We start from the raw sequence: 17,857 nt of genomic DNA on the forward strand, positions 1-17,857 counted from the left end.
GGATTGTCCCATGGCCCGAATCTTCGACCTCCCCGATACCGCGCCCTCGCCGTTCAACCTCGGGGTCGATCATGTCCTGAAACTGCTCCACCGGATCGCCCCCCTGGACGTCTGGATGCTGACCCGCATCGAGGACAACGAGCAGATCGTCGTGCGCGCCGACGACCACGGCTACGGCATTCAGGCCGGCACGGCCTTTGACTGGAGCAATTCCTTCTGCATCCGCATGCTCGCCGAACGCGGCCCGCGAATCGCCCCCGACGTACAACAGGTTCCCGCCTATCAGGAGGCGCTTGCCGCACAACCCGATCCCCCTGCCATCGGCAGCTACATCGGGTTTCCGGTGCAGGACCGTGAGTACGAGATGTACGGCGTGCTTTGCGCGATGAACCCGGAACCCATATCGGCCGACATCGAGGCGCAATCGGAACAGATCCAGGCCGCCGTCACCGTCATCGAGTCACTGATCCGCCAGCGCCGCCAGATCGACGAACTTGAACGCGAGCGCGAGGCCCTGCGACTGGAGGCCTACAACGACGCCCTTACCGGCACCTACAACCGGCGCGGCTGGCTACTCGCGTTGAGCGCCGAGGAACAGCGCTGCCAGGATCACAGCCTCCCGGCGGGTCTCGTCGCCATCGACCTCGACAACCTGAAGACCGTCAACGACCAGGAAGGCCATGACGCCGGCGACCGATTGATCAAGGCGGCTGGCCAGGCCCTGCGGGATGCCAGTCGCGAAATCGACATCGTTGCCCGCCTGGGCGGAGACGAGTTTGGCGTGCTGCTTCCGGAGACGCCGGCCGACCACCTCCCCGGGATCGCGAACCGGCTGCGTACGGCGCTGCAGGAGGCCGGTGTGTCGGCCTCCATCGGTTACGCCTGCCGCACCGTCAGCGGGTCCCTGCCCGAGGCGCAGACCAGCGCCGATGCCGCGATGTACGCCGACAAGCGCCAGCGCCGCGGAACCCCCGGGCCCTGACGCCCTCGCGCTGCAAGCACGATCGCCCTTTTCCTCCGGGCCCAACACACTTCACGCACCCCTCTGCCGCGGGCCGGTCGATGGTTTACCATTCACCTAATCCGCATCCGGACGTCCCCTTCGCTACGAGGCCGTTTCATGAGCAAAACCGTCACGCTGACCGACAACACCACCGGCAAGAGCATCGAACTGCCGATCCAGGAGGGCTCGCACGGCCCGAACTGCCTGGATGTCCGCACCCTGTACAAGGAGCTCGGCTACTTCACCTATGACCCGGGGTTCATGTCCACGGCCAGCTGTCGTTCGGACGTCACCTTCATCGACGGCGACGAGGGCACCCTGCTCTACCGCGGCTACCCGATTGAACAGTTGGCAGAAGAGAGCACCTATCTCGAGGTCTGCTATCTGCTGCTGAACGGCGACCTGCCTGCGGCCGACGACCTGCACGACTTCTCGCGCATCATCAAGGAGCACTCGATGCTGCACGAGGCCGTGCGCCGCTTCTTCGACGGCTTCCGCCACGACGCGCATCCAATGGCGATCATGGTCGGTGTGGTCGGCGCGCTGTCGGCCTTCTATCACGACAACGTGGACGTGCATAACCCGGAACATCGGCGCATCGCCGCGCACCGGCTGATCTCCAAGATGCCCACCATCGCCGCCTGGTCGTACAAGTACGCCAACGGCCAGCCGTTCATGTACCCGGACAACAACCTGTCCTACACCGCCAACTTCCTGGCGATGATGTTCGGCGTGCCCAGCGAGCCCTACCAGCCGAACCCGGTGTTCGTGCGCGCGCTCGACCTGATCCTGATCCTGCACGCCGACCACGAGCAGAACGCCTCGACCTCCACCGTGCGCCTGTCCGGCTCCTCCGAGGCCAACCCGTTTGCCGCGATCTCCGCCGGTATCGCCTCGCTTTGGGGGCCACTGCATGGGGGTGCGAACGAGAAGGTCATCCGCATGCTCGAGGAGATCGTGCACTCCGACAAGAGCGTGGAGGACTTCGTGGCCCGCGCGAAGGACAAGAACGACTCCTTCCGCCTGATGGGCTTCGGCCACCGCGTGTACAAGAACTACGATCCGCGCGCCAAGATCATCCGCAAGATGTGCCACGACCTGCTGGCGGAGATGGGCGACATGGGCGCCGATAACCAGCCCCTGTTCGACGTCGCCATGGAGCTGGAACGTATCGCGATGGAGGACGACTACTTCATCGAGCGCAAGCTCTACCCCAACGTGGACTTCTACTCCGGCATCATCCTGCGCGCGATGGGCATCCCGTTGAACATGTTCACCGTGATTTTCGCCCTCGCCCGTACCGTCGGCTGGATCTCGCACTGGAACGAAATGATGCAGGACCCCGAATCCCGCATCGGCCGCCCGCGCCAGCTCTACACCGGCTACCGCTCGCGCGACTACACCTCCATCGAGGAACGCTAGAGAGACACGAATCCATGCGCAGGTCCGCGTTGGCACCCCGTGTTTTCCGCGACCCGATACGGCACATCGACTGGTAGACGCGCCACCGGCCGGTGTGCTCTCCTTGGAGGTCTGCAATGCAGATCGGGGAGCGTGGAGTCCCACCCCACGACCGATGGAACGCCGGGGCTTGGCTGCTTCTGCCCACAGACGGTGTTGCCGTGCGAGCACGAACGCGTGCGTTGTTCCGCATCCACCCCAGGCGGGCATCCGGTCCGATGCTTGCCGAACCCCTGCGCCGGTGCTATCAACTGGGTAGTAACAAGGGAGGGAGTGCTCATGTCCACCGACCGTTTCTTCATTTTGTTTGCCGGTATTGTCGTCCTGGTCAGCGTACTGCTCACCTGGCTGGCCAGCCCCTGGTGGCTGCTGCTCACCGTCTTCATGGGCATCCACCTGATTCAGGCCTCGTTTACCGGCTTCTGCCCGCTGGTGATGATCCTGAAATCCATGGGGCTCAAGCCCGGCGAAATCTTCCCCTGAACCCGGCCCGCGCGGTGGATGGCGAGGAAACCCCATCGACTACGCGCCCCTTGTGTTCGTGAGCGTCAGACTGCATATTAGACTTCACTAATACTTAACAAGGAGACACCATCCATGAGCATTGACCGCATCGTCCTCGCCTTCGCCGGCACCGTCGTGATCATCAGCGCCATCCTCGGGTGGGTCTTCACCCCGATGTGGCTGATCCTGACCCTGTTCGTCGGCGCCAACCTGTTGCAGTCCGCCTTCACCGGCTTCTGTCCGCTGGCCATGATCCTGAAGGCGATGGGCGTGAAGCCCGGGGAAGCCTTCAACTAAAACCAAGGGGTCCCCACTCCTTCCAAGGCCCGGGCACCGCTGGTCCCGGGCCTTTGTGTTTGCGCCGCCCGCGAGTGATCAACGCCTGTCTACACTTCAGGTGATACCCACTCACGCTGAGCGTAGGCCCAATGCGATTTCGAGACCGAAATGAAGCCGGCGAGCAACTCGCACATGCCCTGGACCGCTATCGCGGCCAACCCGGCGTTGTGTATGCCTTGCCGCGTGGCGGAGTCCCCCTGGGGATCGCCGTCGCCCGGCACCTGGGCATGCCCCTCGATCTCCTGATCCCGCGCAAGATCGGCCACCCGTTCCATCCCGAGTACGCGATCTGTGCCGTGCCCGAGCAGGGCGAACCGGTCTGCAATCCACGCGAGGCGGAACGCGTCGATCCAGGCTGGCTGGACCAGGCCGAGGCGCGCGAACGCGCCGAAGCCCGGCGCAGGCGCCAACTGTACTGCACGACGCCTTCCCCGGACGTTGGCGGCAAGCTGGCGATCATTGTCGACGACGGGATCGCCACCGGACTCACCATGCGCGCCGCGATCCGCGACGCACGTCAGCGCCGGCCTCGCCATCTGGTCGTGGCGATCCCGGTGGCACCAGAGGAGACCGCGGCGCTCCTGGAAAACGAGGTCGATGAACTGGTCACCCTGGACATCCCCGAGTACTACCGCGGCTCGGTGGGGGCGTACTACGAGGATTTCGAACAAGTCTCCGACGACGCGGTCATCGCGATGATGGCCTCCGTCCACCGTGCGGAAAACCCCGATGTCTCGCGCGAATGAACAGTCCGTCGACCTGGCCCTGGACGGCCAGGTCCACCAGGGGATTCTCGGCGTGCCCGAGACACCCATTGGGCTCGTCGTTTTCGCACACGGCAGCGGTAGCAGCCGCCTGAGCCCGCGCAACCATCAAGTGGCGCGGACACTGCAGGCCAGCCGCATCGCCACCCTGATGTTCGATCTTCTCACCGAAGAGGAAGATCGCACCTACGCCAACCGCTTCGATATCGAACTCCTCGGCCGGCGGCTGGTGCAGGCCTGCCAATGGGCGGCCGCCCAGCCTCGCCTGGCACCCCTGCCGCTCGGGCTGTTTGGCGCCAGCACCGGCGCCGCCGCAGCGCCGGAGACCATCCGGGCCGTTGTCTCGCGCGGCGGGCGACCGGATCTGGCGGGCGCCGCCCTGCCCCGAGTCGAGAGCCCCACCCTCCTCATCGTGGGCGGTGACGACACCATGGTGATTCAACTGAATCGCCAGGCGCAGGCGCTCATGCACGCGCGCTGCGAGCTCCAGATCGTACCCGGCGCCAGCCACCTGTTCGAGGAACCGGGCACGCTGGAACAGGCAGCCGAACTCGCGGCCGCCTGGTTCAGCAAGTGCTTGCCTACGGCGTAATGGCGACCTTCAGCACGCCGTCGCGTTGATGCGAGAACAGCTCGTAAGCCGTCTCGATATCCGCCAGCTTGTAACGGTGCGTCACCATCGGCGTCAGGTCCACGCGTCCCGAGGCGACGACCTCCATCAACCGCCGCATGCGTTCTTTCCCGCCGGGGCACAGGGTGGTCACGATGGTGTGATCGCCCAGCCCGGCTGCAATCGCATCCAGCGGCATGGAAAGCTTGCCCGAATACACCCCGAGACTGGAAAGGGTCCCGCCCGGTTTCAGGATGCGCAGACAGGCCTCGAAGGTCTGCTGCTGCCCCAGGGCCTCGATGGCCACATCGACCCCGCGCCCGCCAGTCAGCTCCATGATCGTCTCGACCGGGTCCTGCTCGCGGAAGTTGATCGCCACATCCGCGCCCAGCTTGCGGGCGGTCTCCAGGCGCTCCGGCACCCCGTCCACCACGATGATCCGGGTGGCCCCCATGAGCTTGGCACCCGCCGTGGCACAAAGGCCGATAGGGCCCTGGGCGAACACGGCCACCGTATCGCCGATGTGGATGTGCCCATGCTCGGCCCCACCGAAACCGGTGCTCATGATGTCCGGACACATCAGTACCTGTTCGTCGCTCAGGCCGTCCGGCACCGGGGTCAGATTCGCCTGCGCATTGGGGATGCGCACGTACTCCGCCTGACAGCCATCGATCGTGTTTCCCAGCTGCCAGCCACCCATGGCCTTGCCACCACACTGGCTGGAGATGCCCTCCAGGCAGGAATGGCATTGCCCGCAGGGCGTGATCGCGCCCGCGATGACCCGCTGGCCGACCTCATAGCCGGTCACTGCGTCCCCGATGCGTTCGATCACCCCAACCGGTTCGTGCCCCACGATACGGCCCGCCTCCACCGGGTACTCGCCCTTGAGGATATGCACATCGGTCCCGCAGATGGTCGTGGTCGTCACCCGCAGCAGGGCATCCGTCGGCCCGATCTCCGGGATCGGCCGCTCCTGCAACTCGATCCGCCCGGGTTCGACAAAAACTGCCGCCTTCATCGTGCTCATACCAACCTCCTTTGTAGCGTTCCTCGGAAAACCCTGAAGAACCCATCGTTCGCCATCGCGCGCGCAGCAAAGCAATCTTTGTGGCCTGGCCATCCACTGTGCATGGATTGTTTCGCCGCTGCGCTGCGCGCAAGCGCGGGTCATCCAGCGTTTCCCCAGAGGCGCAACATGCCGTCATGCACACCCTGTTCATCAAACATAGCAGGCCAGCCCCCCGATCTTCCCGCCCGGGCACCGATTGATCGCGACGCCCCGCTCGCCTCCCTTACAATGAGCCTACATCTGCTGTTCAGGATCGCCTGTGATCTCGCTCATTCCCCGCCTGTTTCAACGCGCCCCGGCCCTCGATCCCGAAAGCCGGGCCTGGATCCACGCCATCTTCGATTGGGCCGGGAACGAACCACACCTGGGATCGATGCTGCGCAAGGCACATCTGGTACTGCCCACGGCCGAGCACTTCCCCGGGCAAGCCGACAATCGCCAGGCCATGGCTCAACTGGTGTTCGATCGCGTGCTGGAACATGCCGGGCTCGGGGACAGTCCGTTCCGGCTCGTGCACCCTGGAAACCTGATGGACGATCCCATCCCCTGGGATGCGATGAATACGGCCCGACCGAGCCGCAACCCGGGGGAGCCCCAGTCGGCGGGCGTCGGCATCCCCTACGACCCGGAGCTCGTCGCCCATTCCCAGGCGCTGATTGCCCACTTCGCGCGCGAGATCGCCTTGCGCCTGCTCGCCACGGCTGGCGAGCCCCCACCCGCCCTGGAGGGTAACGAGGCCCATATCGCGGAACTCCTCGCCACCCAGATGGGCTTCGGGGTCATGCTGGCCAATACTGCCTTCCAGGTCCGCGTGAATCAGTGCGGTGCCTGCAAGGGGCCGAGCGCCGAACGCGAAACCGCACTCTCGCGCGACGACCTTGCCTACGCCCTGGGGTTGTTCTGCCGGCGGCACGCCATCCCGCCGTCGCGAGCGAGGGCTCACCTGAATACCCCGTTGCGCCCGGCCCTGCGCCACGCATTGCGCGATCTCGCCCGTCGCGAGCGTGAAGCCGCGAGCGGCGCCGCCTGATCGGCCCGTCCTACGGGCCCCAGCTGCACACCCGCCAGGCGTGGCGTTATTCAATCCGTTTTATAAGATTTCTTCCGTACCTTACTGTCGAATAGTCAGATTTACCTGATCGAAAGTGGATACCACTTAGCGCGGGGTCTCGGCGCGTTGAAGAGCGGTGCCTGGGCATCTAGTTATCAGAGTTGCGAAACCACAGCTTTCTGGAGGCTCATCATGACCACCCTGCGTTACTGCCTTGCTGCCCCGATCTTCCTTGCGTTTGCCGCCGCGCCCCTGCACGCCAGCGAGGGTACCTTCGACACCCCAACGCTGATCCCCGAGCTTGCGGTCAAGGCCGCAGAGGCCGCGGTCGAGGCCTGCCGCGAACGCGACACCCAGGTCACTGCGGCCGTGGTCGACCGACATGGCACCCCCCAGGCCCTGAAGCGCGACCGCTTTGCCGGTCCGCACACGGTGGATACCGCCATCCGCAAGGCCTGGACTGCCGTCAGCTTCCGCACCGACACCCTGGAGCTTCGCGAGATGACGGAACCGGGGGCAGCCGGCTATGGCATCCAGCACCTGCCGGGCGTCAGCACTCTGGGCGGCGGCAAGCAGATCACCACCGGTGGTCGGATTGTCGGCGGCATCGGCATCTCCGGCGCCCCTAGCGGACAGGTCGATGACGAGTGCGCGGCAGCCGGCATCGACGCCATCACCGAAGACCTGCTCTAACCCCACCATCTGCCGGGGCCTTCTCGCGCGAGCGGAGGGCCCCGTTCATCGCATGACCGCGCGAGCCGGTTCAGGCGCCGAGCAAACCGCTTCGCTGAAGCCCGTCGAAGATAAACTGCATCGCGAGCGCGCTCAGCAGCACGCCCAGGATGCGCGTGAGCACATGCGCGCCGGTCACGCCCAGCCAGTGCTGCAGACGTGACGCCACCAGCAGGCACACCAGCGCAAGCACCATAACGGCCACCAACGCCCCGAGTACCACGGCCTGGGCCACCCAGTCGCCCTCGGCCCGGCTCATCATCAGGATCGCGGCCCCCATCGCGCCGGGGCCGGCCAGCAAGGGCGTGGCCAACGGAAAGACCGACAAGTCCTTGCGGGTGCGCGCCTCCTGCGTCTCGGCCGCCGTGGCCGACACCGCGCCCGAGCTGCGGGCAAACACCATGTCGATGCCAATCAACAGCAGCAGGATCCCGCCCGCGGTGTACAGCGCCGCCAGCGAGATCCCCAGCAGCGACAGCAGCGCCTCCCCGACCAGCGCAAACAGCAACAGGATGCCGCCCGCGACCACCGCCCCGCGGATGGCCATAGCACGGCGCTGGGCTGGGTCCACGCCCCGACTGAGGACCGCGAACACCACCGCGACATCCACCGGCCCGATGGTCACGAAAAACGTGGCCAGCGCGACGATTCCCAGTTCCAGCATGGCGGATCCCTCCTCTGGCGGCTGTTCTCCAAGGGCCATGACACGCCCGGAATGGGCCTGGCCATCCGGGGTTTAAGTTGCCCTTCGTGATCGACGAACCTACTTTAGCGCGTTCTGAAACGCTTATTGGGGAGCCATCGAGTCATGAAACGTCGTGTTGTCGGTCATCTGACGCTGGCCAGTCTGCTTGCATCACCCGCCCTCGCTCATGCCCAGGAGGCCGCTCAGACACTGGGCACCGTATCGGTTACCGCCACCGGATACGAGACCCTGATCGACGAGACGCCGTCCTCCGTCACCGTGATCGAGGCCAGCGAAATCCGCAACCGCGAGGCCCGCACCCTGGGCGACCTCCTGCGCGGCCAGCCGGGTGTCGCTACGGCCGTGGACGGATCGGTGGGCTCCGATCCGATCATTCGTGGCCTGAAGCGCGACCAGGTGCTGGTTCTGGTCGATGGCGTGCGCATCAATGCGATGCAGCCACCGGCCCGCGGCTCGCTGGCTTCCTATGTCAACGTCGACCTGATCGAACGCATCGAGATCGTGCGCGGCCCGGGCTCCGTGCTCTACGGCGCCGGTGCCATGGGCGGCGTGATCAACATCATCACCCGCGGCGGCGATTTCACCGACGAACCCGAGACCCGCGGCTTCTCCCGCCTGGGCGTCACCTCGGTCGACGAAGGCATCCGCGGCGCGGTCGGCGTCACCGTCTCCAACGACCGCAACGTGCTGGACCTCTCCACCGCCTACCTGAACACCGACGACTACAAGAACGGCGACGGCGACCGTCTACGCGACTCCGGCACCGAACAGAACGCCTACCACCTGCGCTACCGCGGCAAGCTCGCACCAGGCCACGAGGTCCAGTTCCGCGCCCAGCGCGACGAACGCAAGGACGTCTGGTACCTCGCCTCGCGCAACTTCAATGAAACCCCACCCAGCGCCTCACCGAGTCCCATTGCTCCGCCCCTGGGGCTTAATACCCACTACACCCCGCGTCAGACACGCGATCTCTTCGAACTTCGTTACGAGGGCGAACTATCCGGCGACTGGGCACCTCGCGTCGAAGCCTCGGTGTACCGACACGAACTCTCGCGTGGCAACTACGATTGGAACGCGGAACTCGGCCGCGATTACCGCACGTCGGATACCGACTTCACTACGGACGGGCTTCGCGTGCAGACGGAATTGGTCCCCGCCGACGACCAGATCCTGCTGGTCGGGGCCGAGGCCTGGCGCCTTCGTGCAAGTCCCGTTTCGTTCATCGGCACCGAGGCCAACGGGTTCCGCCCCGAAAATGCAGCGCCTAGCCCATTGGTTGAGAATGGGCGAATTGAATCCGCGGGGGTCTTTGTCCAGCACGAGACCTACCTTGACTGGGCCACCGTCAACCTCGGCGCCCGCTATGACGAAGTACGCGGCAGCGCCGACGCCGCAGCGAACGTGTCCGGACCTCTGGACAAGACCGACCGCAACCTGAGCTGGTCCGCGGGCCTGACCTGGCACCTGGACGAGGCCTTCAACCCCTACTTCAGCCTATCCGAGGGCTACCGCTCCGCCAGCCTGCTGGAACGCTACCTGACCTACCCCTACAGCGACGGCTTCACCTGGCAGAGCAACCCGCAGCTAGATCCGGAACGCAACCGCACCTTCGAGGTCGGAGCCCGCGGCCGTATCGGCGCTACCTCCTACACTGTCTCGGCCTACGAAAGCCGGATCCGCGACTACATCGGCGGTCAGGTCATCGCCCAGGGCTTAAAGGAGACGATCAACCTCGACGAAGCCCGCATCCACGGCATCGAGGCATTGGTGGAACACGCCTTCACCGACGCGATCACCGGCTACGCCAGTGGCACCTGGATCCGCGGCGAGAACCGCGACCGCCGCTTTGACGAGCCGCTGACCCAGATGCCGCCGCCGGAGGCCAGCGTCGGGCTCAGCCATTCTGTCGCACAGGGCTGGCAATGGGATGCCCGCATCCGGGCCGTGGCGAGCCAGAGCCGTACCGCCGACACGTTCACCGCCGGGAACGAACGCAACTCCTCCGGTTTCGCCACCGCCGACCTCGCGGTCGGCTACCGCTTCGGGCCCAGCGCCGGCTTTCGTTCCAACGAGATCACCTTTAGCGTGACCAACATCGCCAACAAGACCTACCGCGAGCACGTCAACGAAATGACCGAGGCACGCCTGGACCCGGCCAATGGCGTACAGGACATCTGGGCCCCCGGCCGCAGCTTCGGGCTCACCTGGAACGCCGAGTTCTAGACCGGCCGCAGACATCGCTCCCAAGACAAGACAAGGACAACACCATGCGTTTACGCGTAATCGATTTCGGCCAGCAGCCCGCCGTTCGTTCCCAGGCGGTCTACCACGGCATCGCCGAGGCCATGGGCAAGGACGACGATCCGGTGCTCACCCTGGTCAACCCCGACGACCCGTATGTCTGCGTCGGGTTGCATCAGGAGATCGCCCTGGAGGCCGACGAAGACTTCTGCAAGGAACAGAACCTGCCGATCATCCGCCGTCACGTCGGTGGCGGTGCGGTGTATCTGGACCACAACCAGATGTTCTTCCACTTCATCTATCCGTCGTCCAAGGCGCCGCGGATCGTCTCCGATATCTACAAGAAGTTCATCGACCCGGTGATCAACACCTACCAGGACCTGGGCGTGAACGCGACCTTCCGCCCCGTGAACGACATCCACGTGGACGGACGCAAGATCGGTGGTACCGGTGCCGCCAGCATCGGCAATGCCACCGTGATGGTCGGCAGCTTCATGTTCGACTTCGACACCGCCACCATGGCGCGCTGCCTCAAGGTCCCGTCGGAGAAATTCCGCGACAAGCTGCGCGCCGGCATGGAGGACTACATCACCACGTTGTCACGCGAACTCGGCGAAATGCCTGCCCGCGAGACCGTGCGTGATGCCTTCCTGAAACGCGTGGCCAGCGACCTCGCCGTCGAGGTCGAGATGAGCGAACCCACCGCCGAGGAAACCGCCGCCATCGAGGAACAGATGGCCGAGCTGACCGACCCCGAATGGACCTACCGCAAGGGCCGGAAATTCGTCGAGATGGGCGTCAAGATCGCCGCCGGAACCCACCTGACCGAAGGCGCCCACAAGGCCCCCGGCGGGCTGATCCGGGCCCAGCTGATGGAAAAGGACGACCACATCGCCGACCTTCTGCTCTCCGGCGATTTCACGGTCTTCCCGGAAGACGGCATGGATCGCATCGCCGACGCCCTGCACGGCCAGCCACTGGAAGAAGAAGCCCTGCGAAGCGCCGCGGCCGCCTGCATGCAGGAGATTGGTCTCGACGCCCCGGGCATCGAAGCCAACGACATCGCGACGGCGATCCTCGCCTGCGTCCACCGCGAGCCTCACTGAACGGGCACGCACGAGGCTTCGCATCCAAACAGAAACGGCCGGACCACCCTCTTGGTGGTCCGGCCGTTTGGATGTTATTGCAGCTTTCTGAGTACGACGACCCTCAGGCCGAATCCAGGCACTCCGCACGACTGGGCGCGGTGCTGAGCCGGCCGCGATCACTTGTGTACGGCTCCGTTCGGGAGGCGGCACGATCCGCAGTCTTCAGGATCTCCGCGGCCCATTCAGGAAGCTCCGGCGAGAGCCGATAATAGATCCAGTTGCTCTCGCGCCGGGTCCGCACCACCTGATAATGGCGCAGAGCGGCCAGGTGACGCGATACCTTCGGCTGGGACATCTCCAGAGCGTGGGTCAGCTCGCAGACACACAGCTCTCCTTCCGCCTGCATCAGCAAAAGCGAGCGAAGCCGTGTCTCGTCGGCCAGCAAGTTAAACAGGTCCGTAGGGTTAAGCGACATACCGTATCCAGCAAAAATCCTTGGACGAACTATATCCCGACAGCTGCGGTGGGACAACGAACAGTCCTGCCCAACAATTCCTCCCCAGACCAGGACAGGCACCCCGTTGTGGCATTTGGGGTGTCAGGCCGCATCTCCCAGGAAGATATCGGACGCTTTCACTCGCTGCACCTTTGATTCGTGTATGATGCGAGGTTGGCAGTTGCCATCCGATTTTCGCCGGGCCTTCGTTTCCGGCCTGTGTGAGTACCCTCAATGTCTGATTCCCCCTCCTTCTCCCAGCTCGGGCTTTCCGAGTCGCTGGTTCATGCCCTGTCGAACATGGGCTTCACGACCCCGACCCCGGTCCAGGCCGCCTGCATCCCCGCGCTGCTGGAAGGCCGCGATGTTCTGGGCGAGGCCCAGACCGGCACCGGCAAGACCGGCGCCTTCGGCCTGCCGCTGATTGACCTGATGGACGCCGGCAAGCGCGCGCCCCAGGCACTGGTGCTGGCCCCGACGCGCGAGCTGGCCAACCAGGTCGCCGGCGCCCTGACTGAGTTCGCCCGCGAGTTCTCCGGCATCGATGTGCTGCCCGTCTACGGCGGCCAGCCGATGGGCGAACAGCTGCGCGCCCTGCGCAAGGGCCCGCAGATCGTGGTCGGCACGCCCGGCCGCGTGGTCGACCACATCAAGCGCGGCACCCTGAACCTGGACGCCCTGCGCGTCGTGGTGCTGGACGAAGCCGACGAAATGCTGCGCATGGGCTTTGTCGAAGAGATCGAGTGGATCCTGGAACAGACCCCCGAAGCGCGCCAGACCACCCTGTTCTCCGCCACCATGCCGGCGCCCATCCGTCGTATCGCGCACCGCCACATGCGCGAACCGGAAGAGATCCGCATCGGCGCCGGCAACGAGGCCGGCACCGACATCGACCAGAGCTATTGCCTGGTTGATGCCCGCCACAAGGTGGAGGCCCTGACCCGTCTGATGGAGACCGAGGAAGACCTGGACGGCGCGGTCGTCTTTGCCCGCACCAAGGCTTCTACGGTCGAGATCGCCGATTCACTCGGCCAGGCTGGCATCGCCGCGTCCGCGCTGAACGGCGACATGGAACAAGGCGAACGCGAGCGTGTGGTCAGTGACCTGCGCGACGGCCGCCTGGACGTCATCGTCGCCACCGACGTCGCCGCCCGCGGCATCGATGTGCCGCGCATCAGCCACGTCTTCAACTTCGACGCCCCCGGCGATGCCGAGGTCTACGTCCACCGCATCGGCCGTACCGGTCGCGCCGGCCGCAAGGGCCGCGCCATCCTGTTCCTGGAACCGCGCAAGCGCCGCATGTTGAAAGACATCGAACGCCTCACCGGCAAGCCGGTGCGCGAACAGCCGGTGCCCGACCGCCAGGCCGTACAGGCCCGCCGCGAGACGCGCTTCGCCGAGCGCGTTCAGGCCCTCCTGGGCAACGAGCAGAACTCCGGACACGAAGCCCTGGTCGAGCGCCTGCTGACCGACAGTGGCGTATCCGAGCGCGAACTCGCCACCGCCCTGGTCGCACTGGCCACCGCGGGCAGCCCGCTGGATGCCAACGCCAACAAGGGCGCCGATCCGCTGCTGGCGGCCGCCCGTGCCCCCTATTCCGAGCGCGGCGACAACCGCCGGGACAGCAAGCCTCGGGGCGAGCGTCCGTCGCGCGGCAAGGATCGCGAGCCGGAAGCCGACATGGTGCGCTACTACATGCCGGTCGGCCGCAACAACGGCGTGGCGCCGGGTGCCATCGTTGGCGCGCTGGCCAACGAAGGCGGCCTGAACGGCCGCGACATCGGCCGCATTGGCCTGCGTGACGACCACAGCCATGTGGATCTTCCGGCGTCGCTGGACGAAGCCGCGATTCGTCGCCTGGGCAACATCCATATTGCCAACCGCAAGCTGGAGCTGACCCTTCAGGCCCCGCGCCCGGGCCAGGCCGCGAACCAGGACGACGCACGCAAGCCTGCGCCGCGCAAGACCGCCAAGCCGCGCAGTGACAAGCCGGAGACCAGCGCCAGGGCCAAGCCGACCAGCAAGCCCACACCGGCCAAGCGCGGCCCGGCCCCGGGCAACGGCAAGCGCCCGGCCTATGCCGCCGCACCCGGCAAACGCCCCGTGCGCAAGGGTACCAGCGGGCCCAAGAACACCGGCTCGCGCGCGGACGGCACGCTGATGATCAAGCGCAAGGCCGCCAACGGCTAAGCGCGGCGACTCAAAGGCGCGTACCAGACAACGCCCGCGGCCTCCGAAAGGAGCCGCGGGCGTTTCATTTGGACGTTCAGAAATCTCCGGTGCGCCCCGCCTCGACGATGCTGTAGATCGTGTCGCGCACCTCGCGCGCCACGACCTCGAGATCCTCGGGGAGATCCGTCGCATGCAGCATCATGTCCATGTTGGTGGTGACGATCCAGCCCTGCCCCTCGTCATCCTCCACCACTGCGATACGACAGGGCAGAAAGCTCGCAAAGATGATGTCGTGCTTCACCATCTGGTTGGCGATCAGGGCATCACAGAAGGCGAGAATACGCATGTAATTGCCCTCGCCGCCCATTGCCTGCACCTGATCCGACAGCGGCAAATCGGCGACCTCCTGGAAATTGCGCAGATTGGCCCGCAATTTCATCGACTCGATGGCCTCGTCGATGCTGACACCATCTTCGATCTTGAAAACCTCGGCACTCTGCCGAACCATCTGCTGCAACGTTTCAGGATCCAGCGCCTCGTCCCCCTCCGTCGATTCGGACGCAGTCAGCGGAAGCGGAAGCAGCAATAACGACAACACGAGCATCCAGACTTTCATCGCGCACTCCTGGTTCGGGTGGATGGGAGAGCCCGCCGGCCGAAAGCCCTTGCGGCCCTCCCTAGTGCGAATCTAGATCATGCGCATGCACTTCACCGCATCTACCACGCCTGGACGCGGGAGATTCCCGATCGCCGCACGGGCCCCGCACAGGCCCGCCCGACACGATCCACAGCAGCGCCTCAACGCCGGATCAAGCGAAACAGCTGTTCGTGCTTGCCATTGGTATGGTCGGTACGGCCCACCTCGTCCTGCCAATCCCAACGATCGGCAGAAAACAGCTGACGCATCGTTGGCACTGCGCAATGGTAGGGCGGCCCGCCCTCGCGACCGGTCTGCATGAAACACGCAAACAGTTCACCGCCTTCACGCAGCCAGCCATGCAGCTTCGCCTCGTAGGCCGACCACTGCTCGGGCGGCAGGGCACAAAGAGACGTCTGCTCGTAGATGCCGTCCACGGGCACCTCTGGTTGCCAGGCGATCATGTCCGCCTGCACCACCTCCGCCTCCAGCCCGGCCTGCGCCAGTTCGCGGCGCAAGTGCTCTACCGGCGTTGGCGCCACATCCAGCCCGATCACACGGAAACCCCGCGAGGCCAAAGCCGGCACCTCGTGACCAAAACCGCAACCGGGCACCACAATCCGCGAACCGGGTCCCAGCGCGGCAACCTCCAACCAACGCTCCAGCGAAGGGCTGGGCGCACCGCGATCCCAACGGGTCGAACCCGCCTGATAGCGCGCCTCCCAGTCGGTCTCGGCATCCAGAACTTCGGAATCAACTGGCGAACCTTCGGAAATTGGCATCACTCCCCTTCTCGGCACAGGATAGGAAACGGATAGACCCTACCAAACCACGAATAACTCCCGGAGACCTCGATGGACCGTACCCAACTGCCCTATCGCATCCACCGCCAGGAACTCGGCCCGATGGAGAACTTCGTCTATCTGATCGAGGATCGCGCCAGCCATCGTGGTGCGGTGGTCGATCCAGCCTGGGATCCGGAGGCGATCATCCGTCAGGCCCGCGAAAACGAAGTCGACATCTCCGACATCCTGCTGACGCACAGCCACCACGACCACATCAACGGGGTCGAGGCAATCCTCGAACAGTATCCAAATGCACGACTGCACCTGCTCAAGCCCGAGGCCGAGTTCTGGGGCAAGGAACTGGAACGTCCGGAACTGCACCACGGTGGCGACGAGATGCGTCTGGGCGACACCGAGATCCGCTTCCTGCATACCCCCGGCCACACCCCCGGCTCCGCCTGCTTCCACATGCCGGCGGGCGACGACCTGATCACCGGCGACACCCTGTTCGTCTTCGGCTGCGGCCGTTGCGACCTGGCCGGCGGCGATCCGGAACAGATGTTTCACACCCTTAACGGCCTGCGCGAGGGGCTTCCGGCCCATACCTGTATCCACCCGGGCCACAACTACGCGGAAAAGGCGGAATCCACACTGGCGGAGGAGGATGCGGGCAACCCCTTCCTGCACTTTGACGACAAGGACGCCTTCGTCGATTACCGCATGCATGAACACGACCGAGTACGCAGTACGCCCTATCACCCCGTCCAGAGGGGATAAGGACGGCGGACGGGGTCAAAGAACCACAGCACACTCACCGCGATGGCTTGCTGCCTCGGGGCTCATCACGATCCACCGTGCCTCCAGTCGATGCGAGCGCAGCTGGATAGACTTCCTGGCTACGAACCAGGTGTGTGCCGCAACGTACAGACGTGGGTGACAGCGCTCCGCAACATCGTTGGTGCGTTCGCATCGCCGGGTCGAAGTGCCTGCGCGATGCATGCGCCATCGACTTCCGGATTGAATGCCGGACCATTAAAGGAGCGACACCATGAAAACACTTGCCTCACTCAAACTCGCGGCGGCCACGGTCCCCATCTTCGTCTTTGGCCTGGGCGGCGTCATGACCGGCGCGATGGCCGGCGAACACGAGAAGGAATCGGACGACCACGAGATGATGGAAGAACGCGGCGCCGAAGGCCACGACCGCGACGCCATGGGACAATCACGTGCGGGTGCCCGCGACGATGCCCCCCATATCCAGCGCATGCCGGACCAGGGGCTGCACGTCTCGGATCTGATGGACCAGAAGATCCATAGCCGCGAAAGCCACGACGAGATCGGGGAGGTCCATGATCTGGTCGTCGATCGGGACGGCCGTATCGTCGCGGTCGTGATCGGCACGGGCAGCGGCGTTCTCGGCCTCGGCGGAAAGGACGTGGCAATCGCCTGGGACCGTATCGAGCGCACGTCCGAAGACGGAGAGGTCAAGCTTTACATCGACATGAATGAAGACACGCTGCAGGAAATGCCGGAATACGAACGCGACTAACGCGTTGGTCATCCTTGCCTCGAGGGGGTCCTCACCCCTCGGGGCCACCGACTCGCTACGGAGACAGTGGTCATCTCGCGCCCGGGTGACATGACGCTCCGCGCCTACGCAAACACAGTGCGCCCCCCAACTACATAGTCAGTTCCCGGCCAGCAAGGTCCAAACGCCAATCACCAAACCCCGAAAACGAGCCCAGGCGGGCCAGCCCCCACCCACGGCTGGCGGTTCAGTGGTGTACCCGACTCACCTTCCTCTCGAACTCTACGAGCTGCCCTTCGGCCGCGGCCCGGCTCACGCCATACCGCTCCTGGATACAGCCCACCAACTCGTCGCGTTCCCCCGCCACGGTTTCTGTCGACTTCCCCCAATTAGGTCCACGCATAACTAGAGGTTTCCGGGGTGTGTAACTGCCGGTATTCGACCGGCGTCAGGTCCCCCAGCGAATCGTGAGGGATGGTTTCGTTGTAGTCCTGCAGCCACTGCTCGGTGTGTTCCCGGACTTCGGTCAGCGTTCGGAAGACGTAGAGGTCCAGGACCCCGCGGCGGTAGCTGCCGTTGAACCGTTCGATGAAGCCGTTCTGCATCGGTTTGCCCGGCTGGATGAAGCTCAGTTCCACGCCGCGCTGGTCGGCCCAGTCGGCGATCGCGGC

Annotated in this window: 19 protein-coding genes; 13 read left to right on the plus strand and 6 right to left on the minus strand. The window is 65.1% G+C overall.

Going from position 1 to position 17,857, the window contains the following annotated elements:
* The first annotated feature begins 10 nt into the window (after positions 1-10).
* From D573_RS0110845 to D573_RS0110870, 6 genes are all read left to right on the plus strand, one after another.
* On the plus strand, positions 11-982 hold the full coding sequence (locus tag D573_RS0110845) for a sensor domain-containing diguanylate cyclase (RefSeq protein ID WP_018938573.1): 972 nt from the start codon (positions 11-13) through the stop codon (positions 980-982).
* 138 nt (positions 983-1,120) lie between these two features.
* Entirely contained in the window at positions 1,121-2,425 is a 1,305-nt protein-coding gene (locus D573_RS0110850; RefSeq protein WP_018169899.1) for a citrate synthase, read from the plus strand.
* 318 nt (positions 2,426-2,743) lie between these two features.
* Positions 2,744-2,947 (plus strand): DUF2892 domain-containing protein, encoded by a 204-nt coding sequence (locus tag D573_RS0110855; protein ID WP_018938572.1) that lies wholly within the window; start codon positions 2,744-2,746, stop codon positions 2,945-2,947.
* A 114-nt stretch (positions 2,948-3,061) separates the two neighbouring features.
* Entirely contained in the window at positions 3,062-3,265 is a 204-nt protein-coding gene (locus D573_RS0110860) for a DUF2892 domain-containing protein (RefSeq protein WP_018145532.1), read from the plus strand.
* A gap of 131 nt (positions 3,266-3,396) precedes the next feature.
* A complete protein-coding gene (locus D573_RS0110865) occupies positions 3,397-4,053 on the plus strand; it encodes a phosphoribosyltransferase (RefSeq protein ID WP_026287971.1) in 657 nt (218 codons plus the stop codon).
* The gene (locus tag D573_RS0110870; protein ID WP_018938569.1) at positions 4,037-4,663 is read left to right on the plus strand and encodes a dienelactone hydrolase family protein; all 627 of its coding nucleotides are present in this window, start codon (positions 4,037-4,039) and stop codon (positions 4,661-4,663) included. Before D573_RS0110865 ends, D573_RS0110870 begins: the two co-directional genes overlap by 17 nt.
* Here D573_RS0110870 and D573_RS0110875 read toward each other — a convergent pair.
* Positions 4,653-5,708: an NAD(P)-dependent alcohol dehydrogenase gene (locus tag D573_RS0110875; protein ID WP_018938568.1), complete on the minus strand. Its 1,056-nt coding sequence runs from the start codon at positions 5,706-5,708 to the stop codon at positions 4,653-4,655. The genes D573_RS0110870 and D573_RS0110875 overlap by 11 nt on opposite strands.
* Before the next feature lie 301 nt (positions 5,709-6,009).
* Between D573_RS0110875 and D573_RS0110880 the strand changes: the two genes are divergently transcribed.
* A complete protein-coding gene (locus tag D573_RS0110880; RefSeq protein WP_018145528.1) occupies positions 6,010-6,780 on the plus strand; it encodes a hypothetical protein in 771 nt (256 codons plus the stop codon).
* 213 nt (positions 6,781-6,993) lie between these two features.
* Positions 6,994-7,494 carry a heme-binding protein gene (locus D573_RS0110885; RefSeq protein ID WP_018176695.1) on the plus strand — a complete coding sequence of 167 codons (501 nt, stop codon included), beginning with the start codon at positions 6,994-6,996 and terminating at the stop codon, positions 7,492-7,494.
* 70 nt (positions 7,495-7,564) lie between these two features.
* Here D573_RS0110885 and D573_RS0110890 read toward each other — a convergent pair whose 3' ends face one another.
* Entirely contained in the window at positions 7,565-8,197 is a 633-nt protein-coding gene (locus tag D573_RS0110890; protein WP_018938567.1) for a MarC family protein, read from the minus strand.
* A 144-nt stretch (positions 8,198-8,341) separates the two neighbouring features.
* Here D573_RS0110890 and D573_RS0110895 point away from each other — a divergent pair, with 144 nt between their 5' ends.
* Positions 8,342-10,462, plus strand: coding sequence for a TonB-dependent siderophore receptor (locus tag D573_RS0110895; protein ID WP_018938566.1), 2,121 nt, complete (start codon positions 8,342-8,344; stop codon positions 10,460-10,462).
* Positions 10,463-10,506: 44 nt separating this feature from the next.
* Positions 10,507-11,586 carry a lipoate--protein ligase gene (locus D573_RS0110900; protein ID WP_018938565.1) on the plus strand — a complete coding sequence of 360 codons (1,080 nt, stop codon included), beginning with the start codon at positions 10,507-10,509 and terminating at the stop codon, positions 11,584-11,586.
* A gap of 103 nt (positions 11,587-11,689) precedes the next feature.
* On the opposite strand, the gene D573_RS0110905 is transcribed toward D573_RS0110900, so the two are convergent.
* Complete coding sequence (locus D573_RS0110905) at positions 11,690-12,043, minus strand: metalloregulator ArsR/SmtB family transcription factor (RefSeq protein WP_018938564.1); 354 nt, start codon at positions 12,041-12,043, stop codon at positions 11,690-11,692.
* Between the two features lie 255 nt (positions 12,044-12,298).
* Between D573_RS0110905 and D573_RS0110910 the strand changes: the two genes are divergently transcribed.
* Positions 12,299-14,254 (plus strand): DEAD/DEAH box helicase, encoded by a 1,956-nt coding sequence (locus tag D573_RS0110910; RefSeq protein WP_018938563.1) that lies wholly within the window; start codon positions 12,299-12,301, stop codon positions 14,252-14,254.
* A gap of 76 nt (positions 14,255-14,330) precedes the next feature.
* Here the strand turns inward: D573_RS0110910 and D573_RS0110915 are convergent, their stop codons facing one another.
* Both D573_RS0110915 and D573_RS0110920 read right to left on the minus strand, forming a co-directional pair.
* A complete protein-coding gene (locus D573_RS0110915) occupies positions 14,331-14,852 on the minus strand; it encodes a DUF302 domain-containing protein (protein WP_018938562.1) in 522 nt (173 codons plus the stop codon).
* 182 nt (positions 14,853-15,034) lie between these two features.
* Positions 15,035-15,655 carry a methyltransferase domain-containing protein gene (locus D573_RS0110920; protein ID WP_018938561.1) on the minus strand — a complete coding sequence of 207 codons (621 nt, stop codon included), beginning with the start codon at positions 15,653-15,655 and terminating at the stop codon, positions 15,035-15,037.
* Positions 15,656-15,727: 72 nt separating this feature from the next.
* Between D573_RS0110920 and D573_RS0110925 the strand changes: the two genes are divergently transcribed.
* Entirely contained in the window at positions 15,728-16,435 is a 708-nt protein-coding gene (locus D573_RS0110925; protein ID WP_018938560.1) for an MBL fold metallo-hydrolase, read from the plus strand.
* Positions 16,436-16,706: 271 nt separating this feature from the next.
* Complete coding sequence (locus tag D573_RS0110930; protein WP_018938559.1) at positions 16,707-17,207, plus strand: PRC-barrel domain-containing protein; 501 nt, start codon at positions 16,707-16,709, stop codon at positions 17,205-17,207.
* 368 nt (positions 17,208-17,575) lie between these two features.
* On the opposite strand, the gene D573_RS0110940 is transcribed toward D573_RS0110930, so the two are convergent.
* On the minus strand, positions 17,576-17,857 hold a 282-nt coding region (locus tag D573_RS0110940; RefSeq protein ID WP_018939201.1), incomplete at its 5' end, for an integrase core domain-containing protein.

This window comes from Thioalkalivibrio sp. AKL9, from assembly GCF_000377825.1.
In the GTDB taxonomy this organism is placed as follows: domain Bacteria; phylum Pseudomonadota; class Gammaproteobacteria; order Ectothiorhodospirales; family Ectothiorhodospiraceae; genus Thioalkalivibrio; species Thioalkalivibrio versutus.

Coding starts and splice junctions, on each gene's coding strand:
- D573_RS0110845 (WP_018938573.1), top strand. CDS start 11: ATGGCCCGAATCTTCGACCTCCCCGATACCGCGCCCTCGCCGTTCAAC.
- D573_RS0110850 (WP_018169899.1), top strand. CDS start 1,121: ATGAGCAAAACCGTCACGCTGACCGACAACACCACCGGCAAGAGCATC.
- D573_RS0110855 (WP_018938572.1), top strand. CDS start 2,744: ATGTCCACCGACCGTTTCTTCATTTTGTTTGCCGGTATTGTCGTCCTG.
- D573_RS0110860 (WP_018145532.1), top strand. CDS start 3,062: ATGAGCATTGACCGCATCGTCCTCGCCTTCGCCGGCACCGTCGTGATC.
- D573_RS0110865 (WP_026287971.1), top strand. CDS start 3,397: ATGCGATTTCGAGACCGAAATGAAGCCGGCGAGCAACTCGCACATGCC.
- D573_RS0110870 (WP_018938569.1), top strand. CDS start 4,037: ATGTCTCGCGCGAATGAACAGTCCGTCGACCTGGCCCTGGACGGCCAG.
- D573_RS0110875 (WP_018938568.1), bottom strand. CDS start 5,708: ATGAGCACGATGAAGGCGGCAGTTTTTGTCGAACCCGGGCGGATCGAG.
- D573_RS0110885 (WP_018176695.1), top strand. CDS start 6,994: ATGACCACCCTGCGTTACTGCCTTGCTGCCCCGATCTTCCTTGCGTTT.
- D573_RS0110890 (WP_018938567.1), bottom strand. CDS start 8,197: ATGCTGGAACTGGGAATCGTCGCGCTGGCCACGTTTTTCGTGACCATC.
- D573_RS0110895 (WP_018938566.1), top strand. CDS start 8,342: ATGAAACGTCGTGTTGTCGGTCATCTGACGCTGGCCAGTCTGCTTGCA.
- D573_RS0110900 (WP_018938565.1), top strand. CDS start 10,507: ATGCGTTTACGCGTAATCGATTTCGGCCAGCAGCCCGCCGTTCGTTCC.
- D573_RS0110905 (WP_018938564.1), bottom strand. CDS start 12,043: ATGTCGCTTAACCCTACGGACCTGTTTAACTTGCTGGCCGACGAGACA.
- D573_RS0110910 (WP_018938563.1), top strand. CDS start 12,299: ATGTCTGATTCCCCCTCCTTCTCCCAGCTCGGGCTTTCCGAGTCGCTG.
- D573_RS0110915 (WP_018938562.1), bottom strand. CDS start 14,852: ATGAAAGTCTGGATGCTCGTGTTGTCGTTATTGCTGCTTCCGCTTCCG.
- D573_RS0110920 (WP_018938561.1), bottom strand. CDS start 15,655: ATGCCAATTTCCGAAGGTTCGCCAGTTGATTCCGAAGTTCTGGATGCC.
- D573_RS0110925 (WP_018938560.1), top strand. CDS start 15,728: ATGGACCGTACCCAACTGCCCTATCGCATCCACCGCCAGGAACTCGGC.
- D573_RS0110930 (WP_018938559.1), top strand. CDS start 16,707: ATGAAAACACTTGCCTCACTCAAACTCGCGGCGGCCACGGTCCCCATC.